General features: G+C 70.6%; 19 protein-coding genes. 10 read left to right on the top strand and 9 right to left on the bottom strand.

Going from position 1 to position 23,698, the window contains the following annotated elements; all coding sequences use genetic code 11:
- The first annotated feature begins 6 nt into the window (after positions 1 to 6).
- Complete coding sequence (locus D457_RS0113430; protein ID WP_017581185.1) at positions 7 to 927, top strand: LysR family transcriptional regulator; 921 nt, start codon at positions 7 to 9, stop codon at positions 925 to 927.
- Between the two features lie 46 nt (positions 928 to 973).
- Here D457_RS0113430 and D457_RS0113425 read toward each other — a convergent pair whose 3' ends face one another.
- Positions 974 to 1,903: a LysR family transcriptional regulator gene (locus tag D457_RS0113425; protein WP_017581184.1), complete on the bottom strand. Its 930-nt coding sequence runs from the start codon at positions 1,901 to 1,903 to the stop codon at positions 974 to 976.
- A gap of 316 nt (positions 1,904 to 2,219) precedes the next feature.
- Here D457_RS0113425 and D457_RS0113420 point away from each other — a divergent pair, with 316 nt between their 5' ends.
- From D457_RS0113420 to D457_RS0113410, 3 genes are all read left to right on the top strand, one after another.
- A complete protein-coding gene (locus D457_RS0113420) occupies positions 2,220 to 2,762 on the top strand; it encodes a GNAT family N-acetyltransferase (RefSeq protein WP_017581183.1) in 543 nt (180 codons plus the stop codon).
- Between the two features lie 183 nt (positions 2,763 to 2,945).
- Positions 2,946 to 4,151 carry a coiled-coil domain-containing protein gene (locus tag D457_RS0113415; RefSeq protein ID WP_017581182.1) on the top strand — a complete coding sequence of 402 codons (1,206 nt, stop codon included), beginning with the start codon at positions 2,946 to 2,948 and terminating at the stop codon, positions 4,149 to 4,151.
- A gap of 96 nt (positions 4,152 to 4,247) precedes the next feature.
- Positions 4,248 to 6,335, top strand: coding sequence for an FUSC family protein (locus D457_RS0113410; RefSeq protein WP_017581181.1), 2,088 nt, complete (start codon positions 4,248 to 4,250; stop codon positions 6,333 to 6,335).
- Between the two features lie 115 nt (positions 6,336 to 6,450).
- Here D457_RS0113410 and D457_RS0113405 read toward each other — a convergent pair whose 3' ends face one another.
- Complete coding sequence (locus D457_RS0113405; protein WP_017581180.1) at positions 6,451 to 7,104, bottom strand: cyclase family protein; 654 nt, start codon at positions 7,102 to 7,104, stop codon at positions 6,451 to 6,453.
- A 358-nt stretch (positions 7,105 to 7,462) separates the two neighbouring features.
- Between D457_RS0113405 and D457_RS0113400 the strand changes: the two genes are divergently transcribed.
- The 3 genes from D457_RS0113400 to D457_RS0113390 all read left to right on the top strand — a co-directional run bounded on the left by D457_RS0113400 (position 7,463) and on the right by D457_RS0113390 (position 13,070).
- A complete protein-coding gene (locus D457_RS0113400; protein ID WP_017581179.1) occupies positions 7,463 to 8,143 on the top strand; it encodes a lysophospholipid acyltransferase family protein in 681 nt (226 codons plus the stop codon).
- Positions 8,144 to 8,424: 281 nt separating this feature from the next.
- Positions 8,425 to 9,771 (top strand): FAD-dependent oxidoreductase, encoded by a 1,347-nt coding sequence (locus tag D457_RS0113395; RefSeq protein WP_017581178.1) that lies wholly within the window; start codon positions 8,425 to 8,427, stop codon positions 9,769 to 9,771.
- Between the two features lie 386 nt (positions 9,772 to 10,157).
- Complete coding sequence (locus D457_RS0113390) at positions 10,158 to 13,070, top strand: penicillin-binding transpeptidase domain-containing protein (protein WP_026116617.1); 2,913 nt, start codon at positions 10,158 to 10,160, stop codon at positions 13,068 to 13,070.
- 352 nt (positions 13,071 to 13,422) lie between these two features.
- Here the strand turns inward: D457_RS0113390 and D457_RS0113385 are convergent, their stop codons facing one another.
- Entirely contained in the window at positions 13,423 to 14,454 is a 1,032-nt protein-coding gene (locus tag D457_RS0113385; protein WP_239646090.1) for an alpha/beta hydrolase family protein, read from the bottom strand.
- 29 nt (positions 14,455 to 14,483) lie between these two features.
- On the opposite strand from D457_RS0113385, the gene D457_RS0113380 reads away from it, so the two are divergent.
- A complete protein-coding gene (locus tag D457_RS0113380; protein ID WP_017581176.1) occupies positions 14,484 to 15,089 on the top strand; it encodes a GNAT family N-acetyltransferase in 606 nt (201 codons plus the stop codon).
- Positions 15,086 to 15,904 (top strand): hypothetical protein, encoded by an 819-nt coding sequence (locus D457_RS0113375; protein WP_017581175.1) that lies wholly within the window; start codon positions 15,086 to 15,088, stop codon positions 15,902 to 15,904. The genes D457_RS0113380 and D457_RS0113375 overlap by 4 nt, the downstream gene beginning before the upstream one ends.
- A gap of 432 nt (positions 15,905 to 16,336) precedes the next feature.
- On the opposite strand, the gene D457_RS0113370 is transcribed toward D457_RS0113375, so the two are convergent.
- The 6 genes from D457_RS0113370 to D457_RS0113345 form a co-directional block, all read right to left on the bottom strand.
- Positions 16,337 to 16,675, bottom strand: coding sequence for a DUF3040 domain-containing protein (locus tag D457_RS0113370; protein ID WP_017581174.1), 339 nt, complete (start codon positions 16,673 to 16,675; stop codon positions 16,337 to 16,339).
- Positions 16,676 to 16,891: 216 nt separating this feature from the next.
- Positions 16,892 to 18,022 carry an ABC transporter ATP-binding protein gene (locus tag D457_RS0113365; protein ID WP_017581173.1) on the bottom strand — a complete coding sequence of 377 codons (1,131 nt, stop codon included), beginning with the start codon at positions 18,020 to 18,022 and terminating at the stop codon, positions 16,892 to 16,894.
- Positions 18,019 to 18,876, bottom strand: a complete 858-nt coding sequence (locus tag D457_RS0113360) for an ABC transporter permease (protein ID WP_017581172.1) — start codon at positions 18,874 to 18,876, stop codon at positions 18,019 to 18,021. The genes D457_RS0113365 and D457_RS0113360 overlap by 4 nt, the downstream gene beginning before the upstream one ends.
- Positions 18,873 to 19,742 (bottom strand): molybdate ABC transporter substrate-binding protein, encoded by an 870-nt coding sequence (gene modA, locus D457_RS0113355; RefSeq protein ID WP_017581171.1) that lies wholly within the window; start codon positions 19,740 to 19,742, stop codon positions 18,873 to 18,875. Before modA ends, D457_RS0113360 begins: the two co-directional genes overlap by 4 nt.
- Positions 19,735 to 20,136, bottom strand: a complete 402-nt coding sequence (locus tag D457_RS0113350) for a TOBE domain-containing protein (protein ID WP_017581170.1) — start codon at positions 20,134 to 20,136, stop codon at positions 19,735 to 19,737. Before D457_RS0113350 ends, modA begins: the two co-directional genes overlap by 8 nt.
- Before the next feature lie 231 nt (positions 20,137 to 20,367).
- Positions 20,368 to 22,005, bottom strand: coding sequence for a glycoside hydrolase family 10 protein (locus D457_RS0113345; protein ID WP_017581169.1), 1,638 nt, complete (start codon positions 22,003 to 22,005; stop codon positions 20,368 to 20,370).
- 348 nt (positions 22,006 to 22,353) lie between these two features.
- Here D457_RS0113345 and D457_RS0113340 point away from each other — a divergent pair, with 348 nt between their 5' ends.
- Positions 22,354 to 23,637 (top strand): isochorismate synthase, encoded by a 1,284-nt coding sequence (locus D457_RS0113340; protein WP_017581168.1) that lies wholly within the window; start codon positions 22,354 to 22,356, stop codon positions 23,635 to 23,637.
- The last annotated feature ends 61 nt before the right edge of the window (positions 23,638 to 23,698 follow it).

Below are 23,698 nucleotides of genomic sequence, written 5' to 3'. Positions count from 1 at the left end.
TGGTTGATGGATTTCACGCGCCTCCGCCTGCTCGTCGAACTGGAACGATTCGGCACGATGGCCGCTGTGTCCGAGGTCACAGGCATGAGCACCTCCGCGGTGTCCAAACACTTCGCCGTTCTGGAGAAGGAGGCGGGTGTCCCGCTCCTCGTCCCGGACGGGCGGCGGGTACGGCTCACCCCGGCTGGCCGGCGACTGGCCGAGCACGCCGTGGACATCCTCGCGCGGGTCGAGACGGCCCAGGCCGAGTTCGACGGCGACACCGAGCCGGTGGGCCGCGTCGACCTGGTGATGTACACGTCAGCGGCGCCGATCGTGCTCCCGGCGGTACGCCGACTGCGGCGCGACCACCCCGGTATAGACATCCGCCTGACCGAGTACGAGTCGGACCAGGCTCTGGGTCTGCTCCAGGACGGCGGGGCGGATCTGGGGGTGGTGTACCAGTACAGCCTTCTCCCCCGAGAATTCCCGGGCACGCTGACGGTGTACCCGGTGGGAACGGAGGGTCTGCTGCTCTCCCAACCCTCCGAGGGCGCGGACAGCCGGACGCTGACCCGGCGCCGCCTGCGCGAGCTCGCGGACGCCTCCTGGATCGCCAGCCCCTACCGGGGTGACGAGGAGGCCCTGCTGCAGCGCATGTGCGCCGACGCCGGGTTCACCCCCCGGATCCGGCACCGCGTGGACACCCTGGAGCTGTTCGAGGAACTGGTGGCCACCGGGGTGGGGGTGGGCGTGGTACCCCGGCTGTCGAGCACCACCCGGCGCGGGGTCGCGCACGCACCGCTGGGCGAGCTGGGCGGGGTGCGCCAGGTGTACCTGGCCGGGCGCACCGGCGGCTGGGCCTGGCGGCCGATCCGGGTGGTCGCCGCCTATCTGCACCAGGCCGCGGAGGACGTGCTCAACGACGTCCCGCCGCTGCCGTTCTGACCGCCGGAACCTGCCCAGGCGGGGCTCGGCGAGAGGAGGTAAGGGCTCAGCCCGCGATGGCGAAGGGACCGACCGAGGGGACCGGGACCTTGCTGGCGGCCTCGCGGATCGCGGTGAGCAGGGGCTCGGGGGTGGCCCCGGCCCGGGAGAGGACGACGATGTGGCGGCGAGCGGTCTCGCGTACCCCGCGCACGACAATTTGCGGGTGGTTGAGCCCGGTCCAGGCCAGGCGCGGCATCAGGGCGACCCCCAGACCCGCCTGGACCATGGAGAACACGGCGCTGAAGTCGTCGACGGTGTGCACGACCCGCGGCTGGAACCCCGCCTGGTTGGCGGCGGCGGTCACGCACGCGTGCCAGGCGGTGCCGGGCGCGGACATGATCCAGTCCTCCTCGGCCAGGTCGTCGGCCAGGTGGAGGCTGGTGCGGGTGGCCAGGGGGTGCTGGTAGGGCAGGATCGCGTCGAAGAGCTCGACCATGACCGGGTCGCTGCGGAAGTCCGGGTCACCCGCGGCCGGGAGGTGGCTGCTGGACATGGTGACGGCCACGTCCAGGCGGCCGGAGCGCACCATCTCGGCGCTGTCCTCGGGCTCGGCCTGCACGACCTCGAAGTGCCACCCGGGGTGGCTGCCGCGCAGGCGGGCCAGGGCAGGGGCGACCAGGTCGCTGATGCCGGTGGAGAAGGAGCCCACCCGGACGACCCCGCGGTCGCCGTCGGCGTACTCGGCCAGGTCGGCGGTGGCGCGCTCCATCTCCGCGAAGATGACGTGCGCGCGCTTGAGCAGGACCCGGGCGGCACCGGTGAGCAGGAAACGACGGCCTTGGCGTTCGACGAGGGGAACCCCGGCCTCCTTGGCCAGGGCGGCGAGCTGTTGGGAGACCGCCGACGGGGTGACGTTGAGCGCCTCCGCCGTGGCTGCCACCGTGCGGTGGTGGTCAAGGGCTTGAAGGAGCTGCAACCGCCGAACGTCGATCATGTCCTCCAATTTATGACAGAACGGCCAGGTTTCGACGGAGTTTCGGACAGATAACCCACTCTCAGGAGGTGATTCCGTACACACCGTCCACCCCTCCTCCGCCACCCTCACTACGAAGCCCGCAAAAGAAAGATTCAAGATTCTTTCTCTCTAGTGATGTCGCGTGCGCTTTTTCTTCGTGTCGCACCTGTTCCGGCCGATACCGGCACGTACAGTCAGACCCAGCAGCTCAACCACGGGGACGCAGAATGCGACCCCCAGGGGATCAGCACCCAATGCTGGTGGAACGGGTGAGAAGAACATGCAAACTTCGCTGATGACCAAACCTCGTTCGACGAACGTCGGTGTCCTTGGCTTCCGCTACCTCGGAGCACACGAGGTGGAGGAGCTCGCCGACCTGTGGGGTGCCCTGCACCAGCAGCACACGGTGACCGCCCCGCACCTCGAGGACATCATCAGCGCGGTGGGCCTGGACGAGTCCTGGCGGCGCCGTCGCGCCCAGTACCTGAACTGGCTGCGCGACCCCGACACCATGGCGATCCTCGCCGAGCACGAAGGCGATCTGGCCGGGTACGCGATGGTCACCATCCGTGAGAACGCCCAGGGCAGCTGGGACCGCGGTGAGCGGGTCGCCGTCGTGCAGACCTTCGCCATCGACCCCGAGTACACCGGTGCCGGCGTCGGCTCCAAGCTCCTGGAGGAGGTGCGCCGCCAGCTCGCCGCCATGGGCATCCGGGACATCGAGTTCTCCGCGCTGGCCACCGCCTCGGAGGACATCAGCTTCCTGGAGCAAGAGGGCTTCCGCCCCTTCGTCACCACGATGGTCTGCCGCGTGGACGGCTTCGGCGCCCACGACTGACCACTCTCCCGGGCGTTTCCCGGCGTACCGGTGTCCGGTGACGCCGCCCAGAACGAGCCCCCGCGCGGTCATACCCACGTCCCGCGCGGGGGCTTCTCCGTACCCGGGCAGAGACGGCCCCGAGCGACACACCCGCTCTGCGCAGCTCGGCAAGGCCCAGGCCCGAAGCGCTACGCTCGGCCCGTGGCCTCCTCCGACTCCAGCACCTGCATCTTCCCCGGCTGTACCCGCCCGGTCCCTCGCGGTTCCTCCCCCGGACGGCCGCCGCAATACTGCGACCTGCCCGAACACACCCGCTGGCGGGCGTGGAAGGAACGCCAGCGCCTGGCCCAGGAGGCGGAGAACGCGGAGGAGGCGGTCCGCTCCGAACAGGAGGAGGGCACCGCCGCCAAGCCCGCCCAGGGCGCCGAGCCCGTCACCGCGGCCCGGCTGCGCGCCGACGACCTCCTGACCCGCTTCGCCGTGCAGGCCGAACAGCTCGGCGCCACCCTGGACTCGGCCACCCAGGCCTTCGCCACCATGTCCGACCCGGCCGCCGCCGAGGCACAGGTCGAGGCCGCCCGGCTGGCCGCCGCCCGCCAGGTGTCGGAGGCCGATTCCGCCCGGTTGGAGGCGGAGAACCGCCGCCGCGAGGCCGAGGCGGCCCGGCGTTCCGCGGAGGAGACCACAGCCGCCGCGGTGAGCGCCACCCAGGACGCCGAGCGCATGGCCGAGGAGGCCCTGAGCCGCCGGGACGCCGCCGAGGCCGAGCGCCACAAGCAGACCGAACTGGCCCGCACCGCCACCGCAGAACGCGACGCGGCCGTGGCAGAGGCCAACTCCGGGCTGGCCGCCGCCGAACACCGGATCGCCGAGACCACCGAACGCGCCCGCGCCGAACTGGAACGCGAGCGCGCCGAGGCCGCCCGGATCCTGGAGCGCGCCCGGACCGAGGCCGAGCGCCTACGCACGGAAGCGGCCGAGCAGTCCCGCCGCCGGGACGAGGCGGAGCTGGCCGAACGCGGTGCCCTGGCCCGGGCCGAGCGCGCCGAGGAGCAGGCCGCCCGCGACGCCCAGGTCCTGGCGCAGGAGCGCACCCGGTTCGGTGCCGAACTGGAACGCGCCCACCAGCGGTTGGAGTCCGACCGTGCCGCCGCCGAGGCAGAGCGCGCCCGCCTGACCGCCGAGCTGGACCGGCTGACGGCCGACCGCGAACGTCTGACCGCCGAGCTGGACACCCAGCGCCGTAACGCCGAACTCACGCTCACCGAGGCCCGCGAGGCCGCCGCCGCACGCCTTTCGGTGGCCGAGGAGGCCCGTGACCGTGCCCTGGAGCGCGCCGAGCGGGCCGAGACCGAGCTGGAGCGTGCGAGCGGAGACCGTGCGGAAGCCGTCGCCAAAAGCTCCTGAGCCGGCATACACGTGACCTACGTGCCCTTTCGTCCCGGTATTTCGGCTTAGGATGGCCTCGTGCGAGATCTGGGAACCACTGGTGAGACCGGTCCGATGAACCTGGGCGGGGACGACGCCGCCAAGGCCCCGGAGCGCGTCACAGTGGGTGAGCGGCCGCGACCACGCGTCGACCTCAAAGCGGTGTTCGGTCTGGAGGCGGGCCCCTGGGCCTGGACCACCGCTGTGCAGGCGACCATCGCGATGACGGTCTCCTTCGCCCTCGCCTCGCTGATCTTCGGCCCCCAGATCGGCACCCTCGCCGCCCTGGGATCCATGACCGTCCTGTACGAGAAGAAGACCCCCTACGCCTACCGCGCCGCCGCCCTGGGCCTGGTGGGGCTGGGCTTCGTCGCGGCGGTGACCCTCAACTCACTCGCGGCCTCGCTCTCGCCGTGGGCGGCGGTGGTCTCCATCGGCTTGACCGCCGGGATCGCCACCTGGGTGTGTGCCGCCTGGCGGGTGGACAAGCCCGGCACGATGTTCTTCGTCCTGGTCGCCACCATCTCCACGATCGCCCCCGGCGGACTGGCCGAGGTGCCGCTGCACGCGCTGGTCGCCGCGTTGGGCGCGGCCGTGGGCTGGGCGGTGTCGATGTCGGGCGCCCCGCTGCGCGCCCGCCACCCCGAGTACCAGGCGGTGGCCGGGGCCTACCGGGCGCTGGCCACACTGCTGCGATCGGTCGGTACACCCGAGCTCGACCACGCACAGCACTCGGCCTCGGTGGCCCTGGCCGAAGCCTGGCGGATCGTGCTGCTCGGCCAGACCCGCGGTTACCGCACCACACCCGAGGCGGCCCGGCTGCGCGCCCTGCTGCGCTGGGTCTCCGACATCCACCTGGCCGCAACCCAGGTGTGCATGGCCCGGCCCACCACGCTGCCCGAGGAGGCAGCGGAGTTCGCCGACCAGATGGCGCTGGCCGTCGCCGACCCCGGCAGCGCGCCCGACCCGGACTCCCTGGACGAGCTGCGCCGGGGCATGCGGCCGCGCTCGCTGGAGGCGCGCCTGTACAACCTGCTCTCAAGGGCCGCCCAGGCCGCCCGCCGCGGCCACGACGAGGAGGAAGAGGACAACAAGCGCACCGCCAACCTGCACGACGACCGCTACCCCGCCCTGTGGAGCTCGCTGCGCTCCAGCCTGACCAGCAGCGATTCCCTGATCCGCCCGACCGCGCTGCGCATGTGGCTGACGGTGACCCTCGCGGGCGCGTTCGGTCTGTCGATGGGCCTGGACCACTACTACTGGGTGGCCCTGACCACCACCGCGGTCCTGCAGGGCGGCAACGTGGTGCTGACGATGAACCGCTCGGTGCAGCGTTCGCTGGGCACCCTGCTCGGTGTGCTGGGCGGGGTCGCGCTACTCACGCTCGACCTGCCGCTGGCCGCGGTGATCCTCCTGGCCGGGCTGTTCCAGGGCGCCACCCAGCTGGTCGTGGGCCGCAACTTCTTCTACGGCTCGGTGCTGCTCACCCCGATGGCGCTGATGCTGTCCTACACCGCCAACCCCTACCCCGTAGCCGAACTAGCCGGGTCCAGGATCATCGACACCCTGGTGGGTTCGGCCTTCGGCATGCTGGGCGCGCTGTTGCTGTGGCGTAAGGCCTCGGCGGCCCGCCTGCCCCAGGCCATCTCGGGCGTCCTGGAGAGCACCCGCCAGTGCATGATGGCCGTGCTGGACCAGGACGTGGAGATCACCGAGAAGCGCCGCTACCAGCTGCGCCGGGACATGCGGGCCGCCCTGGTGAACCTGCGCGGTGTGTACGAGAGCGCCATCGGCGACGTACCCCGCGCCGCCTCCACCCGCCCGCTGTGGCCGGTGGTGGTGGCCACCCAGCGCATCGGCTACCTGGCGCTGGCGGCACTGACCCAGGACCGCAGCCCGGACCACGCGGGCACGATCACCCTCCAACGGGTGGACCTGGCCTTCCACGAACTCATCGCCTCGATGGAGGAGCGCCGTACCCCGCGCCTGGGCGCCCTGCCGCGGCTGCCCGCCTACCCCCGGATCAACATGGAGCTGCGGGCGCTGGCCAACTCGATGACCAGTGCCGTCGCCCAGGACGAGCGTTCCGCCCAGCAGGAGGCCGAACGCCGCGCCCAACGCGAACGGCGCCGAGCCCAGAAGGACGTCGACGCCGACCTGTGATCCCCGGCCACATCTTCAGTCCGTGATCTTGCTACCAGAAGCCAGAATCCGCTGAAACCCAAGGCGCCGAACTTGCTTCTGGTAGCAAGATCACCGGGGGTGGGCGGAGGCTGGGTCAGTCGGTGAGGGCGAAAGCCCGCACAGGGAAGGCCGCCAGGCCGCGGACCTTGGCCGGGACCGCGTAGAAGGAGAAGCCGTCCGCGGGGAGTTGGTCGAGCAGGCACAGGTGCGTGACGATCGGGATGCCCGCGGCGAGCAGGGCGGCCTGGGCGGGGCGAGCGCCCTCGGCGGCGGGTGAGGTGTCGTCGACGCTGACCGAGTCGATGCCGACCAGGGTGGCCCCGGCCTCGACGAGGGCCTTCGCGGCGGTCTCGGTGATGTGGGGGTGATCAAACTGCCCGTAGGCCTCGGTGCGCCAGTGGCGGTCCCAGCCGGTGCGCACCAGGACGGCGCGGCCGCGCAGGTCGAGCCCGGCGAAGGCCTCGGGGCCGATCTGGCGGTCGCCGGTGGCAGTCACCACCACGCCTGGCAGGTCGGCCACGCGTTCCAGGTCCAGGTCGGCCGGGTCGGCCCCGTCCCGGTAGCGGTGGGCGGGCATCTCGACGTAGGTTCCGGTCGCCCCGACCATCGTGACTCGGCCACTGCTGTTCCCGTGTCCGGGTACACCTCCTGCGACGGTGGTGCTCTCCTCGATCACCGGTTCGGGCAGGCCCGGACAGGTGGTCATCCCGTCGGTGATCTGGTGGCTGACATCGACCAGTTTCGGCATGGCTGTCTTCCTCACTCGCGTCCGGCTCAGGGAGTGTTCGGTGGACACTTGCCCTGCTGCGCGTCGCTCCAGTGGCACGGGTGCACCGCTCGCGGACGGGCAGCATCCACCGAACACTCCCTGCCCCTGACCTGGATCAGAGGTCTAGACCATCACCCTAGCGCGCGTGGCGTAGGTCACGGCAGTGGTACGGGGTCCTGATCTTGGGGGACCTCGACCCCGCGACCTCCTGTCGGACCCGGATAAGCTCTGGTGGCACGACCGGGACCCCCTGAATCCCCGCGTCGCGCCGGTGCACCCCGCACATCCCGCAGACCCCGCGCGAATCCGCCACCCACCGAGAAGGGGCGACTTCATAGTGTCACTGTACGGAGCGGCCAAGGCCGTCGTCGCACCCGCCAGCCGCGTGGTGTGGCCACAGAAGGTGGAGGGCGCCCAGCACGTCCCCGATCAGGGTCCGGTGATCCTGGCCGCCAACCACCTGTCGATCATCGACCCCCTCTTCATCGGGGTGGCCTGCCCCCGGCCGGTGCGCTTCATCGCCAAGAAGGAGCTCTTCGACGAGAGCACGTTCGCGAAGAGGATCATGGCGCGAGCCCTGAAGGCACTGGGCCCGGTCTCGGTGGACCGCCGACCGGGACAGAGCTCCCAGGAGGCGATGAACAACAGCCTGGACGTGATCAACGGCGGCGAGGTCTTCGGAATCTTCCCCGAGGGCACCCGCTCCCCCGACGGCCGGCTCTACAAGGGTCAGACCGGCCTGGCCTGGCTGGCACTGAGCACGGGAGCCCCGGTGGTCCCGGTCGCCCTCACCGGCACCCAGCGCATCCTGCCGCCCGGCCGCAAGATCCCCTCGTTCAACCGCGTGGGCGTGCGCTTCGGCGAGCCGGTGGACCTCTCCCCTTGGGAGGGCAGGGCGGACAAGGCCAAACCACGGCGGGAGGCGACCGACGCCATCATGGACGCGATCGCCAAACTGTCCGGACAGGAGCAGATCGCCCGATACGCTGCCTCGGTCAAGGCCGAGCTCGGGCAGTAGTGACTTTCCCCACAGCTGCCTCGGGGCTGATTCAGCCCTGACGGGGCGTTGACCCCACACTGAAGGCCCTTTCGGCGAGCCCGAACCCGGCCTCCTGCCTGGATCGCAGTCCCCGAGCGGCGATCCGCAGACTTTTTGCTTACCCGGCGGGGCGAGCAGAATTCCCTACCCTTATAGTGGGGTTTTCCGGTGGCCACATCGGTTACATTAGGCAAGCCTTACCTATGGCGTCCGACCCTGGCGCGAAGACTTGGAGCTGTGCGATGACGCGACCACTGCGAGTGGGAATCGTGGGTGCGGGCCCGGCGGGAATCTACGCCGCGGACCTGCTCACCAAGGACGAGACCCTGTCCGCGTGCGGCACGTCCGTCAGCATCGACATCCTCGACAAACTGCCCTCGCCCTACGGCCTGGTCCGCTACGGCGTAGCCCCCGACCACCCCCGGATCAAGCAGATCCAGGGTGCGCTGCACAAGATCCTCGACAAGCCGGAGATCACCTTCTACGGCAACATCGAGTACGGCGTGGACCTCAAGCTGGAGGACCTGCGCCGCCACTACGACGCGGTCATTTTCGCCACCGGCAGCGACCGCGACCGCCCGCTGGACATCCCCGGCGTCGACCTGCCCGGCAGCCACGGCGCCGCCGACTTCGTCTTCTGGTACGACTCCCACCCGGACGTCAACCCGTCCTGGCACGTGGACGGCACCAGCGTCGCCGTGATCGGCGCGGGCAACGTGGCCGTGGATGTCGCGCGCATCCTGGCCAAGGACGCCGACGACCTGCTGACCACCGACATCACCGACAACGTCTACGAGGGTCTGCGCGCCAAGCAGATCACCGACGTGCACGTGTTCGCCCGCCGCGGCATCGCCCAGTGCAAGGCCACCCCGATGGAGCTGCGCGAGTTGGACAAGCAGCCCGGCGTCGAGGTCCTGGTCTACGCCGAGGACTTCGAGATGGACGAGGGCAGCCTCAAGGCCTGCGAGGAGTCCAACCAGGTCAAGACCAACGTCAAGGTCTTGCAGAATTGGGCGATCCGGGACGAGCGCGGCGCCGAGCGCCGCCTGCACCTGCACTTTCTGCACTCGCCCGTGGCACTCCTGGGCGAGGACAAGGTCACCGCGATCCGCACCGAGCGCATGGAGCTGACCGGCGACGGCAACGTCAAGGGCACCGGTGAGTTCGTCGAGACCGAGGTCCAGGCCGTCTACCGCGCCATCGGTTACCTGGGGTCGCCCCTGGCCGACCTGCCCTTCGACGAAGAACGCGGCGTCGTCCCCAACTCCGGGGGCCGGGTCCTGGACCTGGACGAGGAGCACGTGGACGGCGTCTACGCCACAGGCTGGATCAAGCGCGGCCCGGTCGGCCTCATCGGTCACACCAAGGGCGACGCCCTGGAGACCGTGACCAATCTGGTCGCCGACCGCGACTCCTTCACCCCGGCTGTCGAGCCGGACCCGGTGGCCTTCCAGGCTCTGCTCACCGAGCGCGGTGTCCAGTACACCACCTGGGAGGGCTGGAAGCTGATCGAGGCCAAGGAGGAGGAGCTGGGCGCCGAACGCGGCCGCAAGCGCCTCAAGCTGCTCACCCGTGAAGAACAGACCAGCATCGCACGCCAGGCCTGACGGCCTCGTGTGAGCTTCCCGGCCGGTCCCGTACCCCTTTGCGGGACCGGCCCTTTGTCTTTACCCGATTCGCGCTGTCTTGCACCGTGAGATTGCGCATGTGACTCTCTCATAGTTCGTGGAACAACTCCCCGGACGTATGGGTTAGAGTCACTGTTGGTCGGTGTGGTAGCAAGTGTCCCCCGGGCCTCAACTATTGCCTTCGCGGAATACCGCGTCCGGCACCCGCCCCAGGTGGGCGGGCAGACCGGGCGGCCAGGAGCCCCGTTGTGCGCCGCGCCGAGAGGCGACCGCCATGCCGACCATCATCCTCGTGCCCCGCTCCCACCGAGGTGGGAGCGGGGCATCGTGGTATCCCCAGGAAACGTAACGAAGGACGGTCAGGCGTGGACGAACGGTCCCCCCGGCAGCCGGATTCCTCCGGGCCGCCCGAGGATTCGGACGGTACACAGGCGCATCAGTCGCGCCCGGAGAACCCCTACCGAATCCCCCAGCGGCCTCCCGGGGCCCGCCCCACGGAGACCGGGAACTTCGGCTTCGACCGCCCGCGCCCGGCGGAGCCCGAAGCCCCTCCCGCGTCCGGGCCGAGCACACCCGCCGAAGAGCCCCGCGAGCCGTGGGGCACTCCGGTGGAGCCTAGGCCCGCCCAGGAGAGCTGGAACGAACCGACCCAGTCCCAGGGGTCCCAGTCCCACGAGTCCTGGGGCACGCCGCCGGCGGCGGCGGCGGAACCGCAGACTCCGCAGGAGCCCTGGGGTACCCCCGTCGAGCCAAAACCCGCCCAGGAGAGCTGGGGCACCCCCGTAGAGCCGCAGGCCTCCCAGGAGTCTTGGGGGCAGCCCTCCGGGTCCAAGGAGAGCTGGAACGAACCGGCCGGGGCACAGCCTTCGCCGGGGTCCTGGGGCACGCCGCCGGCGGCGGAACCGCAGACCTCCCCCGAACCCTGGGAGCGGCCCGCCGAAGAACCCCGCGAGCCCTGGGGCACCCCGGTGGAGCCCAGGCCCGCCCAGGAGAGCTGGGGTGCTTCGGCAGGGTCCCAGGATCGCTGGGACGTCCCCGCGGAACCCGAAAGCACCCAGGAGTCCTGGGGCACGCCGCCGGCGGCGGCGGAACCGCAGACCTCCCCCGAGCCTTGGGGAACCCCCGTGGAACCGCGCTCCGCCCAGGAGTCCTGGGGGCACCCCTCCGGGTCCCAGGAGAGCTGGAACGAACCGGCCGGGGCACAGCCTTCGCCGGAACAGTGGGGCGCCCCCGTCGAGCCCAGGCCAGCCCAGGAGAGCTGGAACGACCACGGTGCCGGGCAGCAGCAGGACTGGGCCCAGGCCGCTCAGGGCTACGGGCAGCACGGCTACGAGGAGCAGGGGAACCAGAGCGCCGGGACCTCCCCCGAGGCCTGGGAGACCCCGTACGGGGGTCAGCCCGCCTATGCGGGCGACACCCCCTACCCCGGTTCCGCTCCGGAGCCGCCCGCCGGGCCCGCCCCAGGCGAGGGTGAGAACCGCAGCGACAGCTACGAGTTCCTCTACAGCGGTCCGGGTGGCACGGCCTCCGGCGGCCAGGGCGGCCCCGGTGGCCCCCAGGGCCCGGACGACCCCTACGACGATGACTACGACGACTACGACCCCGGTCCGCCGCCGCCCCGGAAGAAGTCCCGCCGCGGGCTGATCATCGGTGTGGTCGCGACCGTGCTCGTGCTGGCGCTGGCCGGCGGCGCCGCCGGGTGGTACGTGTACACGCTGCCCCAGCCGGAGGAGGCTACGGCCGAGTACAAGGCTGCCTGGGAGGGCCAGGACTACGCGCGCCTGGCAGCAGTGACCACCGGTGGCGACGCCGAGCAGACCCTCGCCGGGATCGACACCGGACTGGGCGTGGACGGGGTCGCGGTCGAGGTCGGCGCACCCACCACGGAGGGCAGCACCGGCAGCGCCCCCTACGAGGTGACCGTGTCGCTGACCAACGCCGACGACTGGGGTTGGGAGGGTGAGCTCCCGCTGGTGCGGGAGGACGGCGAGTGGCTGGTCGAGTTCTCGCCCGAGGTCGCCTACCCCGGGCTCGGCGAGGGCCAGATCCTGGCCCGTACCGCCGTATGGGGCGAGCGCGGCCAGATCCAGGCCGCCGACGGCACCCGGCTGGACAGCCCGGACATCTCCGGTTCCCTGCAGATGATCGTGGGTGAGCTGGGCGAGGCCGACGAGGACGACGTCGAGCGGCTCGGCCCGGCCTACAGCGTCGGCGACACCATCGGCAAGAGCGGGCTCCAGCGCAGCTACGAGGAGCAGCTGGCCGGTGAGGCCGCGACCACCATCGTGATGGTGGACGCCGCCGAGGCCGAGGACGGCGACTCCCTGGAGGCCACCGAGGAGAACACCGTCGCGACCCTGGACGGGTCCGACGGCGAGCCCATCACCACCAGCATCGACATGACCGTCCAGAGCGCCGCAGCCAGCGCCATCATCGACGCCGGCGACCCCGCCGGTCTGGTGGCGATCCGCCCCTCCACCGGTGAGGTCCTGGCGGTGGTGAACGTGCCCGGCGGGTTCAACCGGGCCTTCGAGGGCCAGTACGCGCCGGGTTCGTCTTTCAAGATCGTCACCTACAGCGCTCTGCTGGACAACGGCCTGTCCGCGGACGCCACCATGAACTGCCCCGAGGAGTACGATCCGGGCGGCTGGACGTTCGTCAACGCCGGTGGCGCCGAGTACGGTGATCAGTCGGTGACCGAGGCGTTCGCGACCTCCTGCAACACCGCCCTGGTGCACGAGATCGGCCAGCGGTTGAGCGCGGACAACCTCCAGGCGAGCGCCGAGCAGTTCGGCATGAACTCCCCTCTGGACCTCGGTGTGAACACGCTCGAACCGAGTTTCCCAGTTGCGGAGGGTGTCGTCATGATGGGCGCACAGGGCATCGGCCAAGGCCAGGTCCTCACCTCACCGCTGCACATGGCGACGGTGCCGTCGGCGATCGCCGACGGTTCCTGGCGCCACCCCGTACTGGTCACCGAACCCGCCAGGGAGGACCTGCCCGAGCCCAACCCGATCGCCAACGCGGAGGCCATCCGGCCTATGATGCGCGCCGTGATCACCGAAGGCACCGCCAAGGATGCCGGTTTCCAGGGCGAGGTGTACGGCAAGACGGGCAGTGCCGAGTACGGCACCCCGGATGAGGACGACGAGCTGCCCACCCACGCCTGGATGGTCGGCTACAAGGGCGACGTCGCCTTCGCGATCGTGGTGGAGGGCGGAGGAGGCGGCGGGTCCGTGGCCGGTCCGCTGGCTGCCAAGTTCACCAACGCCCTCTGAGCTTGTCGTTCAACCCAGGCCCGTGGCCCGGAGACTTCTCCGGCCACGGGTTTCGTCGTTGCCCCGACAACGGCAACGGCCGCCCCGCGTGCTTCGAGATGTCGGGTGACGAAACAACAGGAGATGGCCGCTATGACGGGTCCTGCCGATGACACCGTCCGCGCCGAGTCGTTGTCCGCCTTGTTCCGGTACCGGACCGGCCTGCACCCCTGCCTGCGCCGCCCCTGGGAGCGCGCAGCCCGGCAGGGCAGGCCCCCGGCCCGGGTGCGCCTGGTTCCTGACGGCTGGCCCCCTGACCACCGGCCGCCGGTCACACGGGCTCCAGTTCCTGCTCAACGGTGGTCTACCGACGTCACCGCTGTTCGACGAAGGCACGGTAGGTGTCGAGTACGTCGGGCGCGAGAAGCGCACGGGGCCAGAGGACCGCGGTCAACAGGCCCAAAGGCGCGGACTCCCCCACTGCCGGTCGGGCCATGGAATGTGCGGCATCGAATCGCTCGACGCGCACGTCCGGGCCGAGTATCCGCGTGTAGACACGTGCGGTCTCGTCGGCGTCGACGTTGAGGTCGTGGTCTCCGAGCATGAGGAGGACGGGGACCCCGCGGACGGACATGGCCTCCAGGTCGGCGGTCGCGTCAGCACGGAAGTTGCGAAGGGCGAAGCCCCAGCGTGCGGGCTCCATGGGCCGGGGATCAGTCGTGCCCGCGCGGTAGGTCTCATACCCGGCACCCGCTTCCAGGAGTTCCCTGGTCCGGTCGCTGTCCTGGATGGCCCGGTCCCGTTCGGCCTCGTCCGCACCGGAGTGGCCGAGTTCGGACAGAAGGTGGTGGCGGCCCTGGCGCAGCCAGTTGACGGCCGGGGAGACAGCGACGACGAAGTCGACGTCGTCGCGTGCCGCGACGACCTTCGGTACCACCCATCCGGCCTGGCTGGCCCCCCAGAGCCCGATGCTTCCGTGCGGCGGTGGCGACTGTTCGGAGAGCCAGTCGATCACCGCTGAGACCTCGTCGGCCCGGTCGTCCATGTCCTGTTCCAGCCAGTCACCGCTGGAGCCCCCGATGCCCGGCTTGCTCCAGGAGACCGTGGCGTACCCGGCTTCGGCGGCCGCCTCCCACCACGGGCGGTAGAGGCCGTCGTGGGTGGCGTCGACGGGTCCGTCTCCGTGCACGAACACCACCGTGCCCCGGACCGCTCCGGAGTCCGGTGAGGCGATGACCGCCTCGACTTCTCCTCCGGGCACCGGGATGCTCACCGTTCGCTCATCGATTCGGTAGTGGTTGCCCATGACGGCGGTGCACGTGCCAGCCAGGAGAAGTACGACGAGAAGAAGCGCTGAGGGGCCGAGGAGGCCACGCCGCCCTATCAAATATTTCTTCCAGTTCACGTTCGTAGATTACATGATACTTTTGGCTCATGGGAAGAGAGACGGACGTACGCACGGGCTTCGACGAGGACGAGCGCACTCGCGTGGGCGGGCTGTACTGGGAGGCGTTCCAGCGGAAGCTGAAACCCGCGTTCGCCGACGACAGGACGGGCGAGGAGTTCGTCACCGCCGCGATGCGACCTGATCGCGTGATCACGGCAAGGCTCGTCGGTGCTGTGATCGGCGTGTGCGGCGTCCACCACGAAGGTCGGGGCGCGTTCGACCCCGCGTGGCCCGCGACGAGAAAGCGACTCGGCCCGTGGTCCGGAGCACGGGCCCTCCTCGCCCTCAGCCTGTTGGAACACCGCGCGGAGGAAGGGGTGCTCGTGCTCGACGGGATCTGTGTCTCGCCAAGCCACCGGGGGCGGGGAATCGGTTCACGTCTGATGGACGCCGTCGACGCCTACGCTTCTCGCCACGGCCTCCACACCGTCGAGCTGTCGGTGGTGGACACCAACCCCCGCGCCGAGGCCCTGTACCGGCGCCTCGGTTTCGAGCCCGTGGACACAGGGGCGCTGGGGCTCCTGAGCGGTCTCTACGGGTTCGCCGCCTACACCACTCTGCGGCGTCGGATCGGCGGAGGGCGTGCGGCATGAACGAGGACCTGGCACCACGCACCGTCATCGAGGCCTGTCTCCCCATGAGGGGAGAGGTGGGGCTCGACGTCGTTCTGGATACCGCGAACGCGGCAGCGCTGGCCGACCAGCCGGTACGACTGGCCCTGCGCCGGATGGTCGGTGCCGGTGAGGTCCTCCAGACCGGGCGGGGACGGCGCGGAGCCGTGAGACTCACCGAGACGGGGCGGGCTCGGCTGGAACGGGACAGAGCGGCTCTCGTGCTTGCCGAGGCCCAGGACAGGGGCCGGACCTCCTGGGACGGGCTATGGCGGCTGACAGCGGTCAGCCTGCCGGAGTCGCAGCGTTCGCGGCGCGACGCCCTCCGGCGCCGCCTCACCGAACTGGGGGCCGCACCCGTGTCCACGGGCCTGTACCTGAGCCCCCATGACCTACTGGCCATGCTCGACCGCGACGCCACGGACCACCTCGTTCACGCCGAAGCGGGCCGGGTGGAGGTACGCGGTGTCACCGACCCCCTCGAAGTCACCGAACTGCTGTGGCCCGCGGCCCCCGTCATCGACGGCTACCTCGCTCTTGAGGAGACGGTCGACCGCCTCACCGCGGCCTCAAACGAAGCGGACGCGACCCGGGTCCGGATCCTGCAACTGCGACTCGCGGACGCTCTGGAGACGGCGATGCGGCGGGATCCGCTCATCCCGCCCGAGTTGCGCCCGACCCCCTGGCCGCCCTCCCGGATCCGTCAGGGGTGGCGCTCCGCGTGGAGGGAGCTCGTGTCCCTGGCCCCTGACGGGGGGGTTTATCAGGGGTGGCCGGGTTTCCGCGGCGAGAGCTAGCTCGACGTTAAAGCTGCTTGTTCGGCTCCGGGGTGCCGCGTAGTGCCCATTTTGTTCTTCTTGGACACCCCGTCTCGGGGAGCTGAACGACCGCCCTGGTTCAGGACGGCGTAGGCCGAGCCTGTGACCGGGACGGTATCCGGTCACGGGCTCGAGGTTAAACGCCCTCTGAGGGACCGAAGAGTCAGCGAAGGCTCCGCTCGGAGCACCCGGATTCACCGGTGCTCCGAGCGGAGCCTTCCCCTTGCGGTCACATCCGCGAACTCGGATCCGTGGCCTCAGCGCGTCGATCGCACAGCCCGGCGATGACGGGTCGGATCCGTGCTGGACCAGCCGACGGACCGCCAGCAGCCTTCACAGGGCCCACCGCGCGCGCGGATCACGTCGAGGCTCCCGCCGAGCCCCGGGGGCCCGGGGGCCCGGGGGCCCGGGTCAGCCGACGGGTTCGGCGGGTTCGGGTGGGCCGTCGACCGCGTCGCCCTCCGGCACGGGGTCGGGCACGGTGTTCTGCGAGGTCTCGACGGGCCGCGGGTTCTCCGGCTGCGGTGCGCTCGGTGTAAGCACGAACAGCAGGACGAGCAACCCCGCGGTGATCGCCGCGATCAGCCCGCAGGCGACCCACGGTTTCCAGCTCCGCAGCCCCGGGTCGGCTGGGGCGTCGGGGTCCTCGGTTCCGAAGGCCTCCAGGCGTCCGGCAAGCTCAGGAGCATCCTCGCTGAGCTGCTTCTCTATCTGCGCGAGGATTCTGCGCTCGTGCTCTCTCAGGGACATGGAACCCTCCTCGACCGCAGGGGGAAGGACTGTCGTCACCGGGTGTCCTACAGTCTCCCCCAGGTGAGGGTCGGATATCCAAGTGTCCACAGGATTTCCGTACCTGTTTTTCGCGGTTGGGACCGAAAAGCCCCGTTTTTCCAGCATGCGAGAGCCCCATGTCACCAGAGGGCGGGACGAGGGCCTCGACACCCGGGTCATCCCAGTTCAAGCGAATCAGCCCGGATAGCACTCGACCTCGGAGGCCTTGACCCCCGCCCAGACCGTGTCGCCACGAGAAAGTCCGAGTTCGGCCAGGGCCGCGGGGGTGATGTCCGCGACCAGGGACGGCGGCCCGTCTAGGTGCACCCGGACCTGGTCGCCGAAGCGTTCGATCCCGTCCACGGTCAGCCGCCACACGTTGCGCGTGCTGCCGTGCGGGTGCTCCGGGTACAGAGCCACCGCGCGCGGCGGGAAGGCCACCAGGACAGGGCCATGGTGCGGCTCGCGCACCGTCACCAGGGTGAGGCCTTCGGAGACCCCCTCCTCTGCGCTTCCCCCGGGGGCCTGACCGCCCAGGACCACCTTCTCCCCTTCGCCCCGCCCCTGGAAGAGGTTGAGCCCGACCAGACGGGCGACATAGGAGGTCCGTGGCCGCCGCGCCACCTCGGCGGGCTCGCCCCGCTGCACAACCCGCCCCGACTCGATCACCGCGATGCGGTCGGCCAGCACCATCGCGTCCAGCGGGTCGTGGGTGACCAGCACCGTCACCCCGTCGAAGTCCTCCAGCAGATGGCGCAGGCGAGACCGGACGTCGATGCGGGTGCTAGCGTCCAGCGCCGCCATCGGCTCGTCCAACAGGAGTAGCCGCGGGCGGACCGCCAGCGCGCGGGCCAGGGCGACCCGCTGGGCCTGCCCGCCGGAGAGCTGCCGGGGTTTCGACTGGGCGTGCGCGCCCAGGTCCATGTGTTCGAGCAGTTCGGCGGCCCGGGCACGCGCCTCGGCCTTGCCCGCGCCCTGGCAGCGGGGACCGAAGGCGACGTTCTCCAGGGCGCTCATGTGCTCGAAGAGCAGGTAGTCCTGGAAAACCATGCCGATGGGGCGGCACTCGACGGCGGTGGTGGTCTCGTCCGCGCCGTCCACCAGCACGTGCCCGCCCGTCAGCGGGACCAGCCCGGCCAGGGCGCGTAGCGCCGAGGATTTGCCCGCGCCGTTGGGACCCAAAAGGGCGAGGATCTCCCCCGGCTCAGCGGTCAGGTTCACGTCGAGGGTGAAGTCGCCGCGCCGAACGCGCAGCTCGGCGTCGAGGGCGGGAACGGTGGGGACCGGACCCTCGGCGGGGGTAGCGGTCTGGTCCGTCGGCCTCATGCGGTGTTCATCCACCTCTCGCGCAGGGTGGCTAGAACCACCAGGGTCACTAGGAGCAGGACCAGGCTGAGCACGATCGCCGCCTCGGGGTCGCGCTGCATGGCCATGTACACCGCCAGCGGCATGGTCTGGGTGGTGCCGGGGAAGTTCCCGGCGAAGGTAATGGTTGCCCCGAACTCACCGAGGGCGCGCGCCCAGCACAGCACCGCTCCGGCGCCGATACCAGGCAGGACCATGGGAAGGGTGACGCGGGTGAAGATCGTGACGCGGCTGGCGCCAAGGGTAGCCGCGGCCTCCTCGTAACGGCGGTCGGCCCCGCGCAGGGCGCCCTCCACACTGATCACCAGGAAGGGCATCGCCACGAACACCTGGGCGATGATCACGGCGGCGGAGGTGAAGGGCAGGGTCAGCCCGAACCAGGCGTCCAGGTACTGGCCGACCAGCCCGTTGCGGCCCAGCACGATCAGCAGGGCCACACCACCCACCACAGGCGGGATCACCAGGGGGACAGTGACCAGGGCGCGCACGAACCGGCGGCCGGGGAACTCGGTGCGGGCCAGCAGCCAGGCCAAGGGGACGCCGAGAATCAGCGAGACGACGGTGGCCGCGGTGGCGGTGGACAGTGACAGCCACAGGGCGGCGAGCACGTCGGGATCGGTGATGCGGGCGCCCATGGTGGTCCAGGGCGCGCGGATGAGCATCCCCGCGAAGGGCAGGACCAGGAAGAGGACACCGATGACCGCGGGGAGGACGAGGATCCAGGGGGTCCGGCCGGCCCGGGCCCGCGAGGCGCGCGTGCGCGGTGTACGCGCGCCCCCGTCGTTCCCGGACCGTCCGGATGCGGTGGTGGTCACGGGGTGCCGAACCCCGCGTCGTCGAGGACGGCCACACCCTTGGCGGAGGAGACCGCCTCGACCCAGGCGGCGGCGAGTTCGGGGGCGGCGGAGTTGGCGAGCACTCCGATCGGGTAGTCGTTGATCGCTTCCCGTGCCTCGGGGAAGTCCAGGCCCTCGACCCGGCCCTCGGCGGAGATGACGTCCGTGGCGTAGATCAGACCGGCGTCGACCTCGTCCATCTCGACCTTGGTCAGCACCGAGCGGACGTCCTCCTCGTAGGTGACCGGGGTGATGTCCAGGCCGGATGCCTCCAGGGCGGTCGCCGTGGCGGAGCCACAGGGCACCTCCTCGGCGCAGAAGGCCACCTGCACGTCGCCCCCGGCCAGGTCCGACAGGCTCTCGATCCCGGCGGGGTTTGCCGGCGGTACGGCGATCTGGAGGGTGTTGGTGGCGAAGACCAGTCCGTCCTCGCCGTGTTCGGCGGCCCAGCGGGCGTCCAGGCCCTCGCCATCCACGACCTGCTCCATGGTGGAGGTGTTGGCGGCGGCGAACACGTCAGCGGGTGCGCCGGAGTTGATCTGCTGGGCCAGTTCGCTGCTGCCCGCGAAGTTGAAGGTGATCTCGACGCTGGGGTGCTGCTCCTGGAAGTCCTCGGCGATCTCGGCGAAGACGTCGGTGAGGGAGGCGGCGGCCATGACGGTGAGCTCACCGCTGAGGGCGCCGCCGTCTCCGTTCTCCTCGGTGGCCTCGTCGGGCCCGGTGTCCTCGGCGCCGCAGGCAGTGAGGACGACGATGAGGGCACTGGCGGCGGCGAACTCGGTGGCCGATCCGTGGCGGCGACCGGTGAAGCGGTGTGCGGGACGGCGGGGGGCGATGTCACGCATGGTGTTCTCCGGTGGTCTCGATGATGACGTTCGTGGACTTGACCACGGCCGTGGCCAGGCTTCCGACCTCCAGTCCGAGCTCGTCTGCGGCCTCGCGGCTCATCAGGGAGACCACCCGGTGCGGTCCGGCCTGGATCTCGACAGCGGCCATGACGTGGTCGCGGATCACGTTGGTGACCAGGCCCTGGAAGCGGTTGCGGGCGGAGGAGACCCGACGGCCGGGGTCGTCGTCGGCCCCGGCCCGCATGAACGCCGCGAGTTCGGCGCCGTCCAGCTGACGGCGTCCGGAGGCGTCGCGGGTGGCGGCCAGACGGCCGGAGTCGACCCAGCGGCGTACGGTATCGGCGCTGACACCGAGCAGCTCGGCGGCCTCGCTGATCTGGAAGGTCGGCATGTGGAGAACCTACTACTCGCAAATACAAGTTTGTTACGCACTTTGGCCTAGCAAATCATAACTTTTTCACCGGTCATTTGGTGGATGTGACAGTGCTGATCTGACAGACAGACGCACGGAAACGGGCCCGCCCCCGGTGCGGGAGCGGGCCCGTTCGGCCTGCTGTTCTGTTCGGTTGTGCCGCGTGGCTCTGTGATCGGTTGTGCCGCGTGGCTCTGTGCGGTCTGTCGGTCAGCTGCGCGGGTCCGCGATCTCGCTGACCGGCCCCTCGGCACGGTAGTCGTCCAGGGCGGTGACCACGTAACCGGCGCCGTCCTCCAGGGGAGCGCTGTCGGTCAGGGCAGACTCACCTGTCATGCCGACCAGGTTCTCCGGGGCCAGCGCTGCGCAGTAGGCCTCGTCATCGCCGCCTTCCAGGGCCTGGGCGGCCTCGGCTGGCAGGCGGTAGACCGCGTAGAAGCGAGCGTCCTCGATGGTCTGCCACTCGACCTCGACCGTCTCGTCCTCGGCCTGGGCGGTGACCTCGGTGGGCGCGCCGACCCGGGGTCCCTCGCCCTCGGGCGACTCGATCACCGGGGGCAGCGCGGGCTGGGCGTAGTGGTTCTCCAGCAGGTGGTTCACCGCGTCGGGGTTGTCCCGCATGCTCTTGATGGAGAAGTAGATGTCCCCCATGACCTGCTCGTTCTCGCTCGAGTAGTCGAGCTGGGTGCTCAGCGCGTCATCGCCGGTCCAGCCGCTCTCACCCAGGCGGTAGGCACCCTGGCCCACGTACAGGTCGACGTCGGTGCCCTCGACCTCGTTGGCCCACCAGTCGGTCAGGGCCTCGTAGTCGGCGGTGGAGAAGCCCCGCTCCCAGTACAGCTGGGGAGCGACGTAGTCGACGGTGCCTTCCTCGATCCAGGTACGGGTGTCCGCGTACTGGGCGTCGTAGGACTGCAGACCAGAGCTGGGCGAGCCGCTGGGGTCGGTGGCGTCGTTGCGCCAGATGCCGAACGGGGAGACGCCGAAGCTCACCCAGGGCTTGGTCTCCTGGATCTGGCCGTGCACGTCGCGCATGAGCTGATCGACGTTGTCCCGGCGCCAGTCGCCGCGGTCGTCGAAACCGCCGCCGTGCGCCTCCCAGCTGGCGTCGTCGTCGAAGGTCGCGCCGTCCTGCGGGTAGGGGTAGAAGAAGTCGTCGAAGTGCATGCCGTCGATGTCGTAGCGCTCGACCACGTCCATGATGACGGCGGTGACCCACTCGCGGACCTCGGGGTTGCCCGGGTCGACGTAGGCCTCCTTGCCGAAGTCGACCAGCCAGTCGGGGTTCTGCTTGACGGGGTGGTCGTCGGCGAGGTTCTCGATGTCCGGGTCCTGCAGGCCCACGCGGTACGGGTTGAACCAGGCGTGCATTTCCAGGCCGCGCTTGTGCGCTTCCTCGACCGCGTACTCGAGCGGGTCGTAGCCGGGGTCCCCGCCCTGCTCACCGGTGAGGTAGCGGGCCCAGGGCTCCAGCTCGGAGTCGTACACGGCGTCGGCGGTGGGCCGCGCGTGCAGGAAGACGGCGTTCAGACCCATCTCGACGGACTCGTCGAGCCACTGGTCGAGTTCGGCCTTCTGCTCGTCGGCGGACAGGCCCGGCTCGGAGGGCCAGTCGATGTTGCGGACGGTGGTGAGCCAGGCGCCGCGCATCTCGCGCTTGTCGCTGTCGGTACCGCAGATGGCGGGGGCCGCGATGCCCTCTCCGCCGGGTGCGGGTGCGGGGGCGTCGGCCTCGGAGTCGCTCTCCTTGGTGGAGCATCCGGCCAACAGCACAGTGGTCGCGGCGGCCGCCGCCGCCCACCGGGCCCCGGCGCGCGGCGTGGTCACGGCCCGTGCCATGGAACGCATCAACAGTTCTCCTCTGAGAAGTTCGCGCACCGCCGTCCCCCTGGCGCCACGCCGCGACCCAGAGTAGACCAAGATGTCAATTTTCAGACACGATTCGGCCAATGTGTGGACAACGTCGCACATCATGGCCCGCGGGAATGTTTCCGCAGGTCAACGAAGCACCGTTGGCCAGGGGCTTCGGGCTCCCTACACCCTCCGGAGAGCAAAGAATCCCCTTCCCCGGCGATCCGCGCCGGAAACAGAGCGTGGAGGAGGGCACACACCGGGCCACGACGAAGGGAACCGTGCGGAGGGGGACCTCCAAGGACATGTCCGGGGCCCGTACCCCGGGTCCTAGAATCGGGTCCCGTGAACACCGAGCTGAGCCCACCGAAGCTGTTCGTCCGTACCGTCCCCCTGCGCGACCGGGCCGACAGCCTCGTCCGACGCCTGCCCGCCGGCACCCCCCTGGCCTGGCTGACCGGCGACGACGGCATAGTGGGCTGGGGTGAGGCCGCCCGTTTGGACCCGGCGCCGCAGCCCGAGGGCACCCCGCTCACCGACACCACTCGGTTCGTCGAGGCGACCGCCTGGGTACACGGCTTGCTGGAGCACGCCGAGATCGAGGACGAGGTGAACCTGCCCGGCACCGGCCTGGTCACCTTCGGCACGTTCACGTTCACGCCCACCTCGCGAGGTTCGGCGCTCATCGTGCCGCGCGTGATCGTGGGCCGCCGGGAGGGACGTACCTGGCTGACCACCGTCACCGACGAACCCGGCGCACACCCCGAGGAGCTGCTGCGCCCCCACCCGGCGCCCCGACCGGTCGGGGCTGTGGAGTGGCGGCCCGGGTCACTCACCCGCGAGGAGTGGATGGGCGCGGTGGCCGGAACGGTCGAGCGCATTCGTGCCGGGGAGTTGGAGAAGGCCGTGCTGGCCCGGGACTCCTTCGCCGAGGCGGACTCCCCCATCGACGTCCGCGTGCTGCTGGAGCGGCTGCGCACGCGCTTCCCCGCCTGCTTCACCTTCTCCATCGGCGGCATGGTCGGGGCCACACCCGAGCTGCTGCTGCGCCGCGAGGGCGACCAGCTCACCTCCCTGGTCCTGGCCGGGACCCGCCCCCGGGGCGAGGACGCCGGGGCCGACCACCAGCTGGGCCAGGAGATGCTGGCCTCGGCCAAAGACATCGAGGAACACGGACTGGCGGTGGACTCGCTGCGCACCGCGTTGGAGCCGCTCGCCGAGGAGCTCGTGGTGCCTGCCTGGCCGCACCTGCTCAAGCTCGCCAACGTCCAGCACCTGGCCACCCGCGCGCACGCCCGGCTCGCTCCCGGGGTCTCGGCGCTAGACGCGGTGGCCGCGCTGCACCCCACAGCTGCCGTGGGCGGGACCCCGACCGACACCGCGATGCGGCTGATCGCCGAGGTCGAGGGCATGGACCGGGGCGGGTATGCCGGGCCGGTGGGGTGGCTCGACGGCGCGGGCAACTCCGAGTGGGGGATCGCGCTGCGCTGTGCCCACGTAGACGGTTCACGCGCGCGGCTGTACGCGGGCGGCGGGATCGTGGCGGGTTCGGACCCCGCCTCGGAGGTCGCCGAGGCCGAGTCCAAGTTCCGGGTGATGCGCGAAGCCCTCACCGACCCCGAGGGCTGAGGCCCGAGGACCGTGCGTAACTTTTCACGTTCCGGAAACATCACTGCGGCATGCTCGTGCG

The sequence above is a fragment of the Nocardiopsis valliformis DSM 45023 genome, assembly GCF_000340985.1.
GTDB lineage: Bacteria > Actinomycetota > Actinomycetes > Streptosporangiales > Streptosporangiaceae > Nocardiopsis > Nocardiopsis exhalans.
Note: the sequence above shows the minus strand (reverse complement) of the source record. Positions and strands in the feature narration are given on the sequence as shown.